The following is a 15,241-nucleotide window of genomic DNA, read 5'->3' on the forward strand; positions in this document are numbered from 1 at the left end:
CGGCTATCCTGCCCGGCGGGCTCCCGCGGCGGGAGATCAGGCGGCAGGCGTCCCGCCCCCGCCGCGCACCGCGACCACGCGGCGGCGCCGGGCGAGGAGCAACAAGACTCCGCCGCCCACCACCAGGGCGAGACCGGTTCCCGCGACCAGTCCGACCCGTGGCCCGGTGATCGGCAGGTCGCCCCCGCCGCCGCCATCGCCGCCGTCGTCGTCCCCGGCACCGCCCTTTGCCGCGACCAGGACCGCGAACCCGTCCCGGTTGTCGCTGTCGTCCACGTCCGCCGCCGGCACGGCGACGGCGTTCGCCGGCAGCTCGGTGCGCGGCAGACCGGAGCGGCCGTCCGTCCACGCCGTCAGGCCCTCGACCTGCACCGTCCCGCCCGCCAACGTGACGGGTGCCTTCGTGGCGGCCGCCACCGTCACCAGATCGTGCAACTCGACGGCGGAGTGACTGCCGTCGGTCGGGTCGGTGTCCTGGCCGGCCGGAATCAGCGCGAGCGTGTCGTAGGTGCAGACGGCGGACCGCCGGTCGCGAGCGACGACGCACTCCTTCGGCGGTCGGGTGAACGTCACCGCCTCGGGCAGGCGCAGCGTGACCTTGATGCCACCGACCGCCTTGCGGCCCTGGTTGACGATGCGGTACCGCACCGCGCCCGTCTCACCCGGCTGCAACGTCCCGGTGGGTTCGAGCCGGCCGCCCGCACCGATGCGTACCGACTGCTTCACGTCCGGCGCCACCACCGACAGATCGGCCTCGGGGTCGTCGACCAACCTGAGCGTGAACCACTTGGGGGCAGCGGTCTGCGTCGGCTCGTCGCCCCAGGCCATGCCGGCCTCGACGGAGAACCTGCCTTCGTAGGGCTGCTGGTTCTCCTGCACGTTGACGTCGAAGGGAAGATCCACCGTCTCGCCGGCTGCCGGCAGCAGCTCCGGAAGCGCGTTCGGACCGATCCGGCAGTACCAACCCGCGGCATCGCCGTCGCACTCGCCGGAGCCACCGCCCTCCGGCCACATCAGTGAGATCCCGTCCGGCCAGTCCTGCTCGCCAGGACGGACGTAGAAGATCGCCTCTCTCGGCGTCCTGTCGGTCAGATTGGTGAGCCTGAGGTGGATCCGCTTCTTCCCGACCCCCGACGGGACCGTCGTACCGGTCACGTCGAACGTGAACTTCGGATCCGCGTTCGCCGCCGCAGTGGGACCGCCGGGGACGGCCAGCCCGGCGAGGACGAGCAGCGTCACCGCCGCCGTGCGCGACAGCCATCGATGACCAAGACCCATGGCGGGCTCCTTCAGGCAGGCGGCGATCGTCGTCGACGCCCCCCAGTCAAACCGCTCACATCGACTCTTGCAAACGTCTGCGCGGCGCGGCGTGCGGGATCCGCCGGAACTCCGCACCCGGTCACCCGGGCGGGGCGGGGGCGAGCCGCCGCGCCGCGCGGCGTCAGTCGACCACCAGCAGGCCGGAGAGGAGGACGCCTCGGGCCAGGTTGAGCACGCCGTCGCAGCCGGGGAAGCCGGTACGGATGCAGGCGCCGGCGGCCCGGCGGCCGAACAGGTACGGGGCGATGCTGTACGGCACCTCGGCGGCGACCGTCTCGCCGGTCCCGATGTGCACGAAGTCCAGCCCGACGTCGTCGGCCTTCACGTACTCCTGGAGGATGAAGCCGCCCCGGTCGACGGCGCGGGTCAGCCCGTCGCGCCACGCGTCGGCGTCGGTCTCCCGGCCGATCAGCACGTCCATCCCCGCGGAGCCGTCGGCCGGCTTCGCCACCAGGCCGGCCCGGTCGGCGACCGCCCGGTCGAGCAGTTCCGCCGTCAGCGACCAGGTACGCGGCACGTACCGGTGGACGAGGTCCCGGTCGGCGGCCGGCAGCGTGTCGGCGTCCTCCCACAGCCAGGCGAAGGCCCGCTTGTTGGCGACCAGCCACGCCGCCGTCGACACCCACATCGGCACCGTGCCCGCCGCCAGCGCCGCCGCCAGGGCGTCGACCCCGGCGCTCGGGGTGACCCGGTTGGGCACGAAGAGCCGGAACACCCCGTCGACCGGGGCGCCGCCGGCGACGAGCCGTTTCCGGTCGTCCAGTGTGACCTCAGAGACCGGCGCGACGACCAGGTCCATGCCGCACGCGGCGGCCCGCTCGACCACCGGCGACAGCAGCCGGATGAACCGCTGCGGGTCGTCGAGCCCCGGGTAGTCGGCGTCGAAGTCGATCAGCATGGCGACCCGGGCGCCCTCGGGCAGGCCGAGGCCGGCGCGGATCGCGGCGAACCGCCGGTCCACGGCCGAGGGGGCCGCCGCCAGCCGGACCCGGTCGGTGAGGCCGCGCCGCCGGTAGACCTCGACGAAGCGGCGCACGGTGGTGTCGGCGTCGAACGCGCCGCCGAGGCTGCTGTCGATGTTGTACTCGACGAACCGGGGCACCCCGTCGCTGAGCAGCACGTCCGGCCGGAACGCGTCGAGCAGCGCCTCGGTCAGTGGCTCGTCGTCGTCGAGCAGCCGGGTCTCGCCGTCGGACACGTTCAGCAGCCGGCGCAGCTCCCCCGCCGTGCCGGCCCGCCGCCGGCACGCCTCGAAGATGAGCTGGGCGAGCCGGTCGGAGACGGCGTTGAGCACACCGAGCGACGTCTCGTCCATCACCGGCGGCCGGGCCAGCCGCCACTGCTCGTTGTACGTGGCCCGGCCGTCGAAGACCTCCCGCCAGGACTCGGCCCCGGCGGCCACCATCTCGGCGCGCACCGGCGCGGGCAGGTCGAGCCACGCCCGCGCGGCGGAGGGCCAGCGGTAGTCGACGTCGTCCATTCATCCCTCCTTCATGACGTGTCCGATGGCGGCCCGGAGCTGCTCGCGGCTGGGCTGCACGGCCCGGTCCAGCGCCGGGGCGAACGGCAGCACCGCGCCGTCGGGGCGGGTGACGCGGCGCGGCGGCGCGACCAGCCGCACCCGCTCGACCATCGTCGCGATGATCTCCCCGGCGATGCCGCAGGAGCGGTTGGCGTCGTCCACCACCACCAGCCGCCCGGTGCGCCGCAGCGACTCGGCGAGGGCGTCCCAGTCGAACGGGTACAGCGTGCGCGGGTCGAACACCTCCACCGACACCTGGTCGGTGAGTTCCTCGGCGACCGCGAGGGCGTCGTGCACCAGGTGCCCGACCGCGACCACGGTCACGTCGTCGCCGGGCCGGTGCACCCGGGCGCGGCCCAGCGGCACCGGGGCGAGCGCGGCGAGGTCCACGTCGGCGCGGACGTCCAGCGCCCCGGCGGGGGCGAAGACCACCACCGGGTCGTCGCAGCGCACCGCCGACACCAGCAGCCCGTACGCGTCGGCCGGGGTGGCCGGCACGACAGTGGTCACCCCGACGTGGGCGAAGAGGCTGTACGGGTGGTCGGAGTGCTGCCCCGCCCAGCCCGTCCGGGAGCCGGAGCCCGGCACCAGGTACGTGACCGGCACCGCGCACTGCCCGCCGGTCATCAGCGGGAACTTGTGCGCGTGGTTGACGATCTGCTCGAAGACCAGGAACAGCAGCGACGGGATCTGGAACTCCACCACCGGTCGCATCCCGGCCAGGGCCGCCCCGGTGGCGAAGCTGGTGAACGCCTGCTCCGACAGCGGGGTGTCGCGCACCCGGTCGGGGCCGAACCGCTTGGCCAGCCCGGCGGTGACGTTCGAGGCGGCCACCCGGATGTCCTCGCCGAGCAGGAACACCGACTCGTCGCGGGCCAGCTCGTCGGCGAGCGCCCGGGTGAGCGCCCTGCGGTAGGAGAGCCTGGGCATCTAGCCACCTCCGGTGCGCGCGGTCAGGCCGCTGGCGTACAGGTGCGCGAGGGCGTCGGCCGGGTCCGGCTCCGCGCTGGCGAGCGCGAACTCGACGGCCCGCGTCAACACCTCCTCCACCTCGGCGTCCACCCCGGCGCGTGCCTCGACGGGCAGCCGCGCGCCCTGGATGTCAACCGGGTCGCGGGACCGGCCCCGGGTCACCTCGTCGGGCGGGCGGTAGTCGAGGCGTACCGCGTGCTCGAAGGTGTGGTGGGCGTCGAAGCGGTAGGTGCGGGCCTCGATCAGCTCGGGGCCGCCGCCGGCGCGCATCCGGTCGACGGCGGCGCTCGCGGCGTCGCGTACCGCCTCGGGGTCCTGGCCGTCGACGACGGCGGCCGGGATGCCGAAGGCGGCGGCCCGGCCGGGGATGCTGCCGGCGACCGCGCCCGCGACGGGCATCGTGGTGGCGTAGCCGTTGTTCTCGCAGACGAACAGCACCGGCACCCGCCACAGCGCGGCCAGGTTGAAGGCCTCCAGCAGCATCCCCTCGTTGACCGCGCCGTCGCCGAAGAAGCTCACCCCGACGATGTCGTCGCCGCGCCGGCGGCGCGCCCAGACCGACCCGGTGACGATCGCCCCGGACGCGCCGACGATGGCGTTGGCGCCGAGCACGCCGACCGCGAAGTCGGCGGCGTGCATCGAGCCGCCCCGGCCGGCGTTGAGGCCGGTGACCCGGCCGCACAGCTCGGCCATCATCCGGGCCGGGTCGGCGCCCTTGGCGAGCACGTGCCCGTGCCCCCGGTGCGTGCCGGCGACCACGTCGTCGGACCGCAGCGCGGCGCACACCCCGGCGGCGATCCCCTCCTGCCCGAGGTACGGGTGGATGCCGCCGACGACGTGCCCGGACCGGACCAGCTCGATCGCCCGTTCCTCGAAGCGGCGGATCAGCCGGACCGTCCGGTAGAGCCGGACCGGGTCGGCGTCGGTCACCGGCCGCGCCCCTGCTTGACGGCGGCGAGGATGTCGTCCCAGAGCCGGGCGCGGGCGGCGAGAGCGGTGTTGACGGTGTCCGCGCACTCCTGCCACCTGGCGTCGTCGTCGCCGCACAGGTCGGCCAGCATCTGCATGGCCATCGGGGTGTGCTGCTCGCCGTCGACCTCGATGTGCCGCTCCAGGTAGTCGACGAACGTGTGCAGCCGCCGGCTGCGCTCGTTGACCGCGACGACCTGGGTGAACATGTCGGGAATCAGGTCCTCCCGGCCGAAGGCGAAGGCGGCGGCCTGGCAGTGCACCGGGGTGCTCTCGATGATCCGCCAGGTGGTCGCGGCGAACGCCGCCGACGGCGCGGGCACCCGGGCCGCCACCAGCGACTCGGCCACCGGTCGGCCGGCCCGCAGCAGGTCGATCAGCGTGTCCACGGCGGTGGTGTCGGCGCCGGCCTCGCGCATGCCCCGCACGTACAGCTCGAAGTGGCTGATGTGGCCCTCGCCCAGCTCGTCGCTCTCCTCCACCATGACGATGTCGTTGATCAGGCGGCGGCTGCCGGTCGGCCCGGTGGGGATCCACGGCACGGTGACGCAGGTGAGCTGCCGCTGCAACGACGTCAGCAGGGACATGAAGTCCCAGACGGCGAAGACGTGGTGCTCCATGAAGGTCACCAGCGCCTCGTGGGTGTCGAGAGCGGCGTAGAGCGGGTGCCGCACGACCGCCTCGCGGCGCTCGCCCACCGCCTTCTCCAGCCGTTCGATCCCCGGGTGCGTCCCACCCCAGTCGTACCGTGACATGTCAGCCTCCCTGCGGGGCGCGGTCGCGCCAGATGACCGGGCAGTACTCGGGGTCCGCGTAGTCCGGCCGCCCGTCGTCGGTGCGGCGGACCAGCACGTCGTGGTTGTACGCGGCGAGGGTGCCGTCGGAGAGCCGATACTCCCGCCAGGCGTTGTCGCCGTCCTGCAGGTGCAGCGAGATCGCCCGGCGCGGGCGGCCGCTGACGTTGGCGCCGCTGCCGTGGTAGGTGCGGCAGTGGTGGAAGCTCATGTGTCCCCTGGGGATGACCATCGGCACCTTGCGGATCTCCACGCCGTTGTGGGCCGCGTTCTCGGCGAGCATCTCCTCCAACTGGCTGCGGTCGCGGTCGGCGAAGTGGCGCACCACCGTGTCGTCGGCGCCGATCTCCGCCCAGCGGTGCGAGCCGTCGACCATCGTGATGGTGCCCATCTCCTCGCCGCAGTCGTGGAACGGGATGAACGCGGTGAGCATGTCCTCCGACGAGGAGGACGCCCAGTAGTGCTTGTCGAAGTGCCAGGGCACGATGTTCGACGGCTCGCCCGAGACCGGCGGCTTCTGGATCAGCGTGGACTGGAAGACCCGGATCTCGGTGGCCCGCGCGAGGCGGGCGGCGACCGCGCCGATCAGCGGCTTGCGCAGGAGCGCCCCGAGCACGTCGTGCTCGTGGTGGACGTAGTCGTTGTGCCGCTGCACCGGGCCCTTCGACGGCTCCCAGTAGGCGAGCCGCGCCGGGCGCGCCGGCAGGCGGCGGTCCCGCTCGCCGGCGTAGTAGCGGTCGGCGGCGGCCGTGAGGGCGTCCACCTCGTCGTCGGTGAGCAGCTTCTTCGACAGGTACCAGCCGTGCGCGGCGTAGAACGCCACGTCGTCGTCGGAGGGCAGCAGCGCCTCCTCCTCGGCGGTCAGTGCCGGCTCGAACTCGGTCGCGGTCACGTCCGCACCTCCTGCGGTGTCGGGGCCGCGACGGTGGTGCCCGCCGCGGCCAGCTCCCGTTCCTTGGCCTCGTAGAGCGCCTTGATGTTGCCGCTGCCGAAGGTCTGCGCCCCGCGCCGCTCGATCAGTTCCAGGAAGAGCGTGCGGCGTACGTGCATGGACTCGGTGAAGATCTGCAGCAGCTGACCGGCGTGGTCGCGGTCGACGAGCACGCCGAGGTCGCGCAGCCGGTCCAGCGGCGCGTCCACCGGGCCGACCCGCGCCTCCAGCGCGTCGTAGTAGCTGGCCGGGGTGCCGGCGAAGCGCACGCCCCGCTCGGCGAGGGTGGCGACCGCGGTGACGATGTCGTCGGTGCGCAGCCCCAGGTGCTGCACCCCGGCGCCGGCGTGCTGGTCGAGGAAGGCGTCGAGCTGCCCGGGCCGGCGCGAACGGTCGGGTTCCAGCAGCACCAGGGTCACCCGGCCCGACGGGCTCTGCACCACCGTGGAGTTCATCGCCTGCCCGGCGACCTCCACGTGCTCGGCGAAGACCTCCGCGAACCCGAACACCTCCCGGTAGTGCCGGACCGTCTCGCCGAGCTGCCCGGTCGGCACGCAGACCGCCAGGTGGTCGATCTCGACGAGCAGCTTGCCGCCGCCGTCGTCGGGGGGCGTCATCTCGACCGCCCCGGGCAGGAACTCGCCCCGGTCGCCGTGGCGGGACACGAGGCGGTGCAGCACGTCGCCGAAGCCCCCCACCTCGGCGGTCACCACCTCGGCGTCCGCGCCGGTGAAGGTGGTCGGCGGCGTCACCCCCACCGCTCCCCGGCGCACCAGTTCGGCGTACGCGCCCGCGGCGTCGTCGACCTCCAACGCGACCACGGCCACGCCGTCGCCGTGGCGCTGCACGTACCGCGACGCCGGGTGTTCGGCGGTGAGCCCGGTGGTGAGCACCATCCGGACGTCGCCCTGACTCAGCAGCAGCGACCGCTGGTCGGCCAGCCCGGTCTCGGGACCGCCCTGGCCGCGCAGCTGGAAGCCGACCGCCCGGTCGAAGTAGAAGGCCGCCTGCCGGGCGTCCCCCACGAAGAGTTCGATGTGGTCGATTGCTCGGATGTCCAATGTCCTCAGCCCTTTCCACGGTCTCCGCCGTGGTTGCCGTCCGGGCGCGGTCCGCCCGGGATGGTGCGGGGTCAGTCCCTCGGCCGGGCGGCCCGCGCGAGCAGCAGACTCACGTTCTGCCCGCCGAAGCCGAAGGAGTTGGTCAGCGCGTATCCGGTGTCCGTCCTGCGCGGCTCGGCGCGGATGTGGTCCGCCGGGCAGGCCGGGTCCGGGTCGTCGAGGTTGTGCGTGGGCGGCAGCAGGCCCCGGCCGAGCGCCAGCGCGGTGGCCGCCGCCTCCAGCACCCCGGAAGCGCCGAGCAGGTGGCCGGTGAGCGCCTTGGTGGAGCTGACCGGCACCCCGCCGGCACCGAACACGTCGGCCAGCGCGGTGGTCTCGGCGATGTCGCCGAGCTTCGTGCCGGTGCCGTGGGCGTTGACGTAGCCGACCCGCGCGGCGGGCACGCCGCCGCTGGCCAGCGCGCGCCGCATGCACTCCGCCGCCCCCGCGCCGTCGGGCCTCGGGGCGGTCGGGTGGTACGCGTCGGTGGTGGCCCCGTACCCGGCGACCTCGGCGTAGCCGGTGACGCCCCGGGCCGCGGCGTGCTCGGCGCGTTCCAGCACCAGCAGGGCCGCGCCCTCGGCGAGGACGAACCCGTTGCGGCGGGCGTCGAACGGACGGCTCGCCGCCGTCGGGTCGGCCCAGCCCCGGGCGAGCGCCCGGGCGTTGCCGAAGGTGTCGGCGAAGGTCGGGAAGAGGGGCGCCTCGCTGGCGCCGCCGAGCACCACGTCGGCCTCCCCGGCCCGGATCAGCCGCAGCGCGTCGGCGATCGACTGGGCGCCGGAGGCGCAGGCGGTGCCGACCGACGAGGTGTAGCCGCGGATGCCGTGGCGGATGGCGATGCGGGCCGACGGCATGTTCGGCAGGATCCCGGTCAGCAGGTACGGGCTGACCGCCGACCGGCCGCGCGCGGCGCGGGCGAGCACCTGCGCCTCCAGCGTGGCCATCCCGCCGACGCCGCCGACGATCACCCCGATCCGGCCCGGGTCCACGTCCCGCCCCACCTCGATGCCGGCGTCGGCGAGCGCGTCGGCGGCGGCGAGCATGGCGAGCACCACGACCCGGTCCAGGACCCTGGTCTCCGGCCCGGTGGCGACCGTACGCGGGTCGACGTCCGGCAGCACGCCGGCCACCTCCAGCGACCCGGCCGCCGGGTGCCCGGCCGGCGGCCGGCTCAGCCCGGAGCGGCCGGAGCAGAGCGCGTCGAAGGTGGCGTCGACGCCCCGCCCGGCGGGGGTGAACAGCCCCATCCCGGTAATGACGGCCGTCATGACGGCGCCTCGGTGAGGTAGCGCTCCCGCAGGACCACCTTGCGCACCTTGCCGGTGACGGTGACCGGGATGTCGGCGGAGCGGACCGGCACCACCCGGCGCAGCGTCGCGCCGACGTCCGGGCCGAGCGCGGCCCGGACCCGTTCGGTGCGGTCCTCGGCGGGATCGACGCCGGCGGCGAGTTCCAGCAGCACGTCGGTGACCACCCCGTCGGCCCCCGAGGTGATCACCACCGTGCAGTCGGTGACATCCGGGCAGGCGGCGAGGACGCGCTCCTCGGACAGTGCCGTGTAGAACCACCGCCCGTCCCCCGCGTCGACCGCGTCGACGGCCCGGTCCAGGTGGTGGTAGCGGCCCTCGGCGTCGGCGTACACCAGGTCGCCGGTGAGGTACCAGCCCTGCTGCCGGGACCGGTACGTGGTGGCCGAGTCGTTCCAGTAGCCCCGGAACAGCGACGGCGAGTCGACGCCGAGCCAGCCGACCTCGCCGGCCGGCACCGGGTCGCCCCCGGCGTCGAGCACGGCGACCTTCGCGAACCGGTAGGGCCGGCCGACGCAGCGGCCGTACCGGTCGGTGTCGGCGCGGTGGGTGATGTGGAACATCGAGTGGCCCATCTCGCTGGAGCCGAGCCCGTCGATGAAGACCGAGCCGGGAACCCGGGTGACCCCCTCGCGGGTCAGCACGTCGCGGGAGCCGACCGCGACGAGTCGACGCACGTGCGGCTCGTGCGAGCAGTCGCCGGTGTTGAACCACAGCGACACCGAGTCCAGGTCGTACGCGGACAGGTCGAAGCGGGCCAGCTCCGCCCACGTCACGGAGAACCCGAACACCCCGTCGGGACGCCAGCGCTGGATCGCCTCCAGCACCCGCTCCCCGCCCTGGTCGGAGAGCAGGAGCATCTCGGCGCGGTTGCCGAGGGCCTGGTTGACCATGAGCACGGTGGCGGTGTGCGGGGCGGGCAGCGCGTTGAGGATGCGGCCGGTGCCCTGCGCCTGCGGCATGGCGAGCAGGTGCCGGGTGGCGGCGAAGAGGCTTGCGTGCGAGTGCAGCACCGCCTTGGGCACCCCGGTGGTGCCCGAGGTGTGGGTGATGACGACCGGGTCGTCGCCGTGGTGCCGGTAGTGCTGCGGCGCGGCGGCCGGATCGCCGGTGCCCGCCTCGGCCGGGGTGCCGAGCACCGGCACGCCGAGGTCGTGGCCGGCCAGCAGGGCGCGGTGCGCGTCGTCGGCGAGCACCCCGACGCCGCGCAGCCGACGCACGTACTCGGCGGCGATCTCGGGGCGCAGCCCGCCGTTCATCAGCGCCGGGATCGCGCCGAGCCGGGTCAGCGCGAGGAAGCTGAGCACCATGTCGGCGGCGGCGGTGGCCCACACGGCGACCGGGTCGCGGGGCTTGATCCCCCGCTCGTGCAGCCAGGCGGCGCGGGCGGCGACCCGCTCGTCGAGCCGGCCCAGCGTGAGCGCCCGCCCGGCCGGGTGGCCGTCCACGGCGGTGTCGAAGGTGAGGCCCGGCCCGTCCGGGTCGGCGCCGTGCGCCAGCACCCGGGCCAGCACGTTGCCGGCGCCGATCCGCTCGTCGGCGGCCAGCGCCCCGCGCAGTCCCCTCTTCCTCATGGTGCGTCTCCTCCCCCCAGCAGCACCGCGACGGCTCGGGCTCCGGGCTGTCCGCCCGCGTCCCGCGCACCGCCGTCGACGGGTGCCTGTTCGATCAGGACCAGCAACGCCCGGTCGGCGTCGCCGTCGTGCAGCAGCAGCTCGGCCTCGGCGGTGCCCTCGGCCCGCGGGTCGCCGGTCGGCGCGAGGCAGAGCACCGGCCCGCCGAGGCCCCACCGGGCGGCCACGTGCCCGGCCACGCTGTTGGGCACCGACTGGAAGAAGAACAGCGGCCCGGGCCGGCCGCCGGCGGCGACCGTGGCGCGCACGTGCGCCGCGCTGGCCCGGTCCCCGGCCGCGCTGACCAGCACGACCGCGGTCCGCTCGCCGTCGGGGGCCGGCCGCCGGCCGTACGCCCGGGTCAGGCAGCGCTCGGCGACGGCCGCGACGAGGGGCGGGAAGCTGGAGTGCACGTACCCGGGCACCGGCGGCGGCGCACCGTCGCCCGGCTCGGGCCAGGCCGCCTCGGCCAGCACGGTCAGTCGGCCGGCGGGGTGCTGCGCGGTGCCGCTCATGCCGCACCCACAAGCAGCGCCGTGTTGGCGCCACCGAAGGCGGCGTTGAGGCTCAGCGCGTACCCGGTGGCGGCGGGCCGGGGCGCGTCGCGGACGACGTCCAGCGGGCAGGCCGGGTCGGGGCCGAGCCAGCCGGCGTTGACGGGCAGTTTCCCGTGCCGCAGGGCGAGCACGGTAACCACCAGTTCCAGCAGGCCGGAGGCCTCCAGGGCGTGCCCGTGCAGCGCCTTGGTGGAGCTGACCGGGACGCGTGCCGCCGCCGCGCCGAGCGCGGTGCGCAGGGCCGCCGCCTCGGCGGCGTCGCTGTGGCCGGTGCCGGTGGCGTTGGCGTTGACGTACCCGATCGCCTCCGCCGGGAGTCCGGCCCGGCGCAGCGCCGCGGTGACCGCCCGGGCCAGGCCCCGCCCGCCCGGCTCCGGCTGGCACGGGTGGAACGCGTCCCCGGCCCGGCCCCAGCCGAGCAGGTCGGCGACCGCGCCCCGGGCGGCGGCCCGCGACTCCAGCACCACCGCGGCGATGCCGTCACCGAGCAGCAGCCCGGTGCGGCTGGCGCTGAACGGGCGCACCGCGCCGTCGGTGGCGAGGGCGCGACCGGCGTCGAAGAGCGCGTACTGGTCCGGCTCGACCAGGTAGCCGGCGGCCACCACCGCCCGGGTGACGTCGCCCCGGCGGATCAGGGCGGCGGCGTCGGCTACCGCGCTGCTGGCCGAGACGCAGGCGGTGGTGTACGGCCGGGCCGGGCCGGTGAGCCCCGTCCGGGCGGCCAGCGCGGTGGTGAGCGCCGGCACGTGCGCGCCGCCGTGCACCGCCAGCAGCAGGGCCGTGCCGGCCCGGCGACCGGCGTCGAGCCCGGCGTCCCGGCAGGCCGCGTCGACCGCCTCGGCGAGCTCGGCGGCCAGGTCACCGGCGTCGGGCAGGACGGCGGCGGCGTCCACCCGGCGGGCTGCGGTGTCGAAGCGGTCCACCGGCCGGAACGCCGGGACGCCGGCCAGCACGCCGGCGAGCTGCGCGTCGGGTCCCCTGCCGAGCGCGCTGGTCGCGTGGACGCCGGTGAGCTGGACGGCCGCCGGTTCAGCCATCGGCGGCGGTGGTCATCGGACCGGGCGGGGTGTGCGGCGGGGTCGCAGCCGCCAGGCACGCCCGGAAGGCCGCCAGGGCGTCGTCGACGGTACGGATCCCGGCGAGCTGGTCGTCGGTGAGGTCGAGGCGCCGGTCGAGGCGCTGCTCGACGAGGTGCACCAGCCAGGCCAGCTCCATGGAGCCGATCCGGTCGCCGACCTCGGCGGCGGGCTTGCCAGCGAGGTCGGCGAGCATGGTCACCAGGTCGGCCCGTTCCAGGTCGGGCTGACCGGCCATCAGGAGTCGTCGCTCGGCGCCCCGGCGACCCGGTCGGCGACCATCGTGGTGAACTCGCCGACCGTCATCAGGGCCAGCTTCTCGGACTCGTCGTCGGCGAACTTCAGGCCGTAGCGGTCCTCGACGCGCACGGCGAGGTCGGCGAGGGCCAACGACTCCAGGTCCACCCCGGACGGGCCGAGGGTCGTCTCGTCGTCGAGGCCCTCGACGTCGTAGTTCATGTCCTCGAGCTGCTCGACGACGAAGGCGCGGATCTCGGGTCGCATGGTTAACCTCTTTCCGTGAGCCAGTTACCGGTGCCCGGTCGGGACACCGCGTACGTGTGGATCGGCCGGGGCGTCGGCGGTCGGCCGCTCCCGGCCGGGCGGCTGTTGCGGCGCGCGGGTGCCGCGCTGCTCGGCCGCACGGAGGCGGAGATCGTGGTGGAGCACGGCCGCGACGGGCGTCCGCTGGTCACGGTGCCCGGCGCGGGGGCCCGGGTGGAGCTTCCGGTCAGCGTCAGCCGGGCCGATGGCGTGGTCGCGGTCGCTGCCAGGGCGGCCGGCCCGGTGGGGATCGACGTGGAGTGGTGCCGTCCGCTGCCCGCGCTGGCGCTGGCCGGGCGATGGTTCGCGCCGGCCGAGGCGGCGTGGCTGGCGGGGCGTGACGCCGACGGGCGGGCCCGCGACTTCCTGCGGCTGTGGACGGCGAAGGAGGCCGTGGGCAAGGCGCTCGGGACGGGGCTGCGCGGCGGCGGTCTGCGGCGGCTCATGCCGGTGCCGGATGACCTCGACGGGGCGCTGCGGTCGGTGCCTGGCGCCTTCGACAGCGCGTGGCGGCCGGTGCCCGAGGCCCTCGACGGCGGGCTGCGGTCGGCGTCCGGCGGCGGGCGCCTGCGCGTCGGGCATCCCCGCGTGGGTGGGGGCCTGGTCCTGGCGGTCGCGGTGGTCGCCGACGAGGCGGTGCCGGTCCACGTGGTGTCGGTCGGGGCGGTGCTGGTCCAGGCGGTGCCGGTCGGGGCGGCGCGGGCCGGCACGGTGCCGGTCGGATCGGACGGGGCGGTCGGGGCCGCGCGGTGCAGCGCTCACGTGGCGGCCGCCCGCAGCGCGTCGGTCGAGCGGACCAGCTTGCCGGTGGTGGTACGCGGCAGCTGATCCACCAATCGCAGGGTGCGGGGGCGCTTGTAGCCGGCCAGCCGCTCGGCGATCAGCTTGTCGAGCACCTCCTCCGACAGCGGCCCGTCCGGCTGCACGTAGGCGGTGATGCCGCCGTCGAAGACGACCACGGCGGCGGCGACGCCGGCCAACTCGGCGACGGTCGCCTCCACCTCCGTCAGGTCGACCTTCAGACCGCCGACGGAGACCTGCGAGTCGAGCCGCCCGCGAACGGTGACCAGGCCGGTGTCCGGGTGCACGACGCCGGCGTCGCGGGTGCGCAGCCAGCCGTCGGCCCAGCGGGTGGGGTCGCTCAGCCCGACGTACGGCGACGCGGGGCAGCTCACCCACAGCTCGCCGTCGACCTCGCGGACCTCGATTCCGGGCGCCGGGGCGATGGACGGGCGGTGCCGGCCGTGCAGGTCGGTGCCGATGACGCCGACCTCGGTCATCCCGTACATGTTGCCCAGCGGCACGCCGTGACGGTCGGTGAAGGCGCGGGCCACGGCGGCCGGCACCAGCTCGCCGCCGGTGGTCATCCGCTTGAACTGCGGCAGCGGCCCGGTGGGACGGGTGGAGGCGAGCAGTCCGATGTGGAACGGCACGCCGAGCACCGTGGCCGGCGAGTCGTCGGCCGCGATCGCGGCCAGCACCGCGCCGCCGGCGAGCCGCTCCGGCGGCACCAGCTCGACGCCGGCGTGCAGGCCGTAGAGCAGGCCACCGACGAGGCCGAGCACGTGCACCATCGAGGGCAGCAGGACGATCCGCTCGCCGGGCAGCGCCACGCCGTCGATGCGGGTGTAGCGGCGCACCTCGGCGACCAGGTCGGCGGCGGTACGGCCGATCACCTTGGACGGTCCGGTGGAGCCGGAACTGAGCTGGATCACCGCGTGCCCGCTGACCGCCGGGCGGTCGGCGTACGCGGTGACGCCCTCCGTCACGTCGACGAAGATCCGCAGTCCGCCGCCGCCGGTGCGGACCGGGGCCACCACCACCTGCGGGGTGAGCCGCGCGAGTGCCCGGTCGACCTCGTGGTCGGTGAGCCGGTGGTCGAGCAGGATCGCCTGTGCCCCGCTGCGCCAGGTGGCCAGCAGGTTCACCACGTACGCCAGCGAGGGCGGCATCCGCAGCGCGGAGGCGCCCCCGGGGCGCAGTCCGGCGGCGCCGAGGCGAGCCTGCGCGTCGGTCACCAGCCGCCGCAGGGTGCCCCGGTCGACCGGTTCGGGAAGTCGGAGACAAATGTCGGTCGAACGGCCTTCGAGCAGGATTTCGTCAACCCAGAGCGGGTCTGTCGCCGCAGGATTTCCCGTCGCCACTACCGTTCACCGCCCAGCCTCAATAAGGGCGGAAACGCCCATAAGGTGTGCCTGTCGGGGTGCTGCGGGGAACCTTACGACGCCGTCCGGATGCATAGCTAGATGCAAATGGCTAGATCAGAAAGGGCGGCCGGCCGGATTGCCCACGACCGGTTCGGCGGGCAGGATCGGGCGTGTACGTCGACTGAGGGTATCCGCCGGATGACCCGTCGTATTTACGGCGCGGCACGCCCACCGGACGGCCGATGGTGGTCTTCAGACGCGCCGGTACGGCCACACGAGCGGGCCGGCACGGAACGGCCGCACGGGCCGGAGTGGGACGGCCGACGGGCGGGGCGAGACGGCCACACGGGGCGGGTCGAAACTGGCGCACGGGCAGGTGGGACTGCC

At 75.0% G+C, this 15,241-nt stretch carries 15 protein-coding genes; 1 reads left to right on the plus strand and 14 read right to left on the minus strand.

Features of this window, described 5'->3' with window-relative positions; translation table 11 throughout:
• Window positions 1–36: 36 nt before the first annotated feature.
• From F6X68_RS21150 to F6X68_RS21210, 13 genes are all read right to left on the minus strand, one after another.
• On the minus strand, window positions 37–1,278 hold the full coding sequence (locus F6X68_RS21150) for a hypothetical protein (protein WP_151455914.1): 1,242 nt from the start codon (window positions 1,276–1,278) through the stop codon (window positions 37–39).
• A 163-nt stretch (window positions 1,279–1,441) separates the two neighbouring features.
• Window positions 1,442–2,800 carry a hypothetical protein gene (locus F6X68_RS21155; RefSeq protein ID WP_151455915.1) on the minus strand — a complete coding sequence of 453 codons (1,359 nt, stop codon included), beginning with the start codon at window positions 2,798–2,800 and terminating at the stop codon, window positions 1,442–1,444.
• The gene (locus F6X68_RS21160; RefSeq protein ID WP_151455916.1) at window positions 2,801–3,772 is read right to left on the minus strand and encodes an alpha-ketoacid dehydrogenase subunit beta; all 972 of its coding nucleotides are present in this window, start codon (window positions 3,770–3,772) and stop codon (window positions 2,801–2,803) included.
• Window positions 3,773–4,744, minus strand: a complete 972-nt coding sequence (locus tag F6X68_RS21165; protein ID WP_151455917.1) for a thiamine pyrophosphate-dependent dehydrogenase E1 component subunit alpha — start codon at window positions 4,742–4,744, stop codon at window positions 3,773–3,775.
• The gene (locus F6X68_RS21170; RefSeq protein WP_151455919.1) at window positions 4,741–5,538 is read right to left on the minus strand and encodes a DUF3050 domain-containing protein; all 798 of its coding nucleotides are present in this window, start codon (window positions 5,536–5,538) and stop codon (window positions 4,741–4,743) included. Before F6X68_RS21170 ends, F6X68_RS21165 begins: the two co-directional genes overlap by 4 nt.
• 1 nt (window position 5,539) lies before the next feature.
• The gene (locus F6X68_RS21175) at window positions 5,540–6,469 is read right to left on the minus strand and encodes a phytanoyl-CoA dioxygenase family protein (RefSeq protein ID WP_151455920.1); all 930 of its coding nucleotides are present in this window, start codon (window positions 6,467–6,469) and stop codon (window positions 5,540–5,542) included.
• On the minus strand, window positions 6,466–7,569 hold the full coding sequence (hppD, locus tag F6X68_RS21180) for a 4-hydroxyphenylpyruvate dioxygenase (protein WP_151455921.1): 1,104 nt from the start codon (window positions 7,567–7,569) through the stop codon (window positions 6,466–6,468). Before hppD ends, F6X68_RS21175 begins: the two co-directional genes overlap by 4 nt.
• Before the next feature lie 71 nt (window positions 7,570–7,640).
• Entirely contained in the window at window positions 7,641–8,879 is a 1,239-nt protein-coding gene (locus F6X68_RS21185; protein WP_151455922.1) for a beta-ketoacyl synthase, read from the minus strand.
• The gene (locus F6X68_RS21190; protein ID WP_151455923.1) at window positions 8,876–10,492 is read right to left on the minus strand and encodes a class I adenylate-forming enzyme family protein; all 1,617 of its coding nucleotides are present in this window, start codon (window positions 10,490–10,492) and stop codon (window positions 8,876–8,878) included. The genes F6X68_RS21185 and F6X68_RS21190 overlap by 4 nt, the downstream gene beginning before the upstream one ends.
• On the minus strand, window positions 10,489–11,046 hold the full coding sequence (locus F6X68_RS21195) for a beta-ketoacyl synthase chain length factor (protein WP_151455924.1): 558 nt from the start codon (window positions 11,044–11,046) through the stop codon (window positions 10,489–10,491). The genes F6X68_RS21190 and F6X68_RS21195 overlap by 4 nt, the downstream gene beginning before the upstream one ends.
• Window positions 11,043–12,125: a beta-ketoacyl synthase gene (locus tag F6X68_RS21200; protein ID WP_151455925.1), complete on the minus strand. Its 1,083-nt coding sequence runs from the start codon at window positions 12,123–12,125 to the stop codon at window positions 11,043–11,045. Before F6X68_RS21200 ends, F6X68_RS21195 begins: the two co-directional genes overlap by 4 nt.
• Entirely contained in the window at window positions 12,118–12,402 is a 285-nt protein-coding gene (locus tag F6X68_RS21205) for an acyl carrier protein (RefSeq protein WP_151455926.1), read from the minus strand. The genes F6X68_RS21200 and F6X68_RS21205 overlap by 8 nt, the downstream gene beginning before the upstream one ends.
• Window positions 12,402–12,668 (minus strand): acyl carrier protein, encoded by a 267-nt coding sequence (locus tag F6X68_RS21210; protein WP_132234722.1) that lies wholly within the window; start codon window positions 12,666–12,668, stop codon window positions 12,402–12,404. The genes F6X68_RS21205 and F6X68_RS21210 overlap by 1 nt, the downstream gene beginning before the upstream one ends.
• Before the next feature lie 15 nt (window positions 12,669–12,683).
• Between F6X68_RS21210 and F6X68_RS21215 the strand changes: the two genes are divergently transcribed.
• Window positions 12,684–13,535: a 4'-phosphopantetheinyl transferase superfamily protein gene (locus F6X68_RS21215; protein ID WP_151455927.1), complete on the plus strand. Its 852-nt coding sequence runs from the start codon at window positions 12,684–12,686 to the stop codon at window positions 13,533–13,535.
• Here the strand turns inward: F6X68_RS21215 and F6X68_RS21220 are convergent.
• Entirely contained in the window at window positions 13,466–14,851 is a 1,386-nt protein-coding gene (locus tag F6X68_RS21220) for a class I adenylate-forming enzyme family protein (protein WP_151455928.1), read from the minus strand. The genes F6X68_RS21215 and F6X68_RS21220 overlap by 70 nt on opposite strands.
• Between the last annotated feature and the right edge of the window lie 390 nt (window positions 14,852–15,241).

Source organism: Micromonospora sp. AMSO12t, from assembly GCF_008806585.1.
GTDB classification, from domain to species: domain Bacteria; phylum Actinomycetota; class Actinomycetes; order Mycobacteriales; family Micromonosporaceae; genus Micromonospora; species Micromonospora reichwaldensis.

Bases quoted from the DNA above. Each gene is read 5' to 3' on its own strand.
- F6X68_RS21160 (WP_151455916.1), bottom strand. From the start codon at position 3,772: ATGCCCAGGCTCTCCTACCGCAGGGCGCTCACCCGGGCGCTCGCCGAC.
- F6X68_RS21155 (WP_151455915.1), bottom strand. From the start codon at position 2,800: ATGGACGACGTCGACTACCGCTGGCCCTCCGCCGCGCGGGCGTGGCTC.
- F6X68_RS21170 (WP_151455919.1), bottom strand. From the start codon at position 5,538: ATGTCACGGTACGACTGGGGTGGGACGCACCCGGGGATCGAACGGCTG.
- F6X68_RS21210 (WP_132234722.1), bottom strand. From the start codon at position 12,668: ATGCGACCCGAGATCCGCGCCTTCGTCGTCGAGCAGCTCGAGGACATG.
- F6X68_RS21190 (WP_151455923.1), bottom strand. From the start codon at position 10,492: ATGAGGAAGAGGGGACTGCGCGGGGCGCTGGCCGCCGACGAGCGGATC.
- F6X68_RS21150 (WP_151455914.1), bottom strand. From the start codon at position 1,278: ATGGGTCTTGGTCATCGATGGCTGTCGCGCACGGCGGCGGTGACGCTG.
- F6X68_RS21200 (WP_151455925.1), bottom strand. From the start codon at position 12,125: ATGGCTGAACCGGCGGCCGTCCAGCTCACCGGCGTCCACGCGACCAGC.
- F6X68_RS21185 (WP_151455922.1), bottom strand. From the start codon at position 8,879: ATGACGGCCGTCATTACCGGGATGGGGCTGTTCACCCCCGCCGGGCGG.
- F6X68_RS21195 (WP_151455924.1), bottom strand. From the start codon at position 11,046: ATGAGCGGCACCGCGCAGCACCCCGCCGGCCGACTGACCGTGCTGGCC.
- F6X68_RS21205 (WP_151455926.1), bottom strand. From the start codon at position 12,402: ATGGCCGGTCAGCCCGACCTGGAACGGGCCGACCTGGTGACCATGCTC.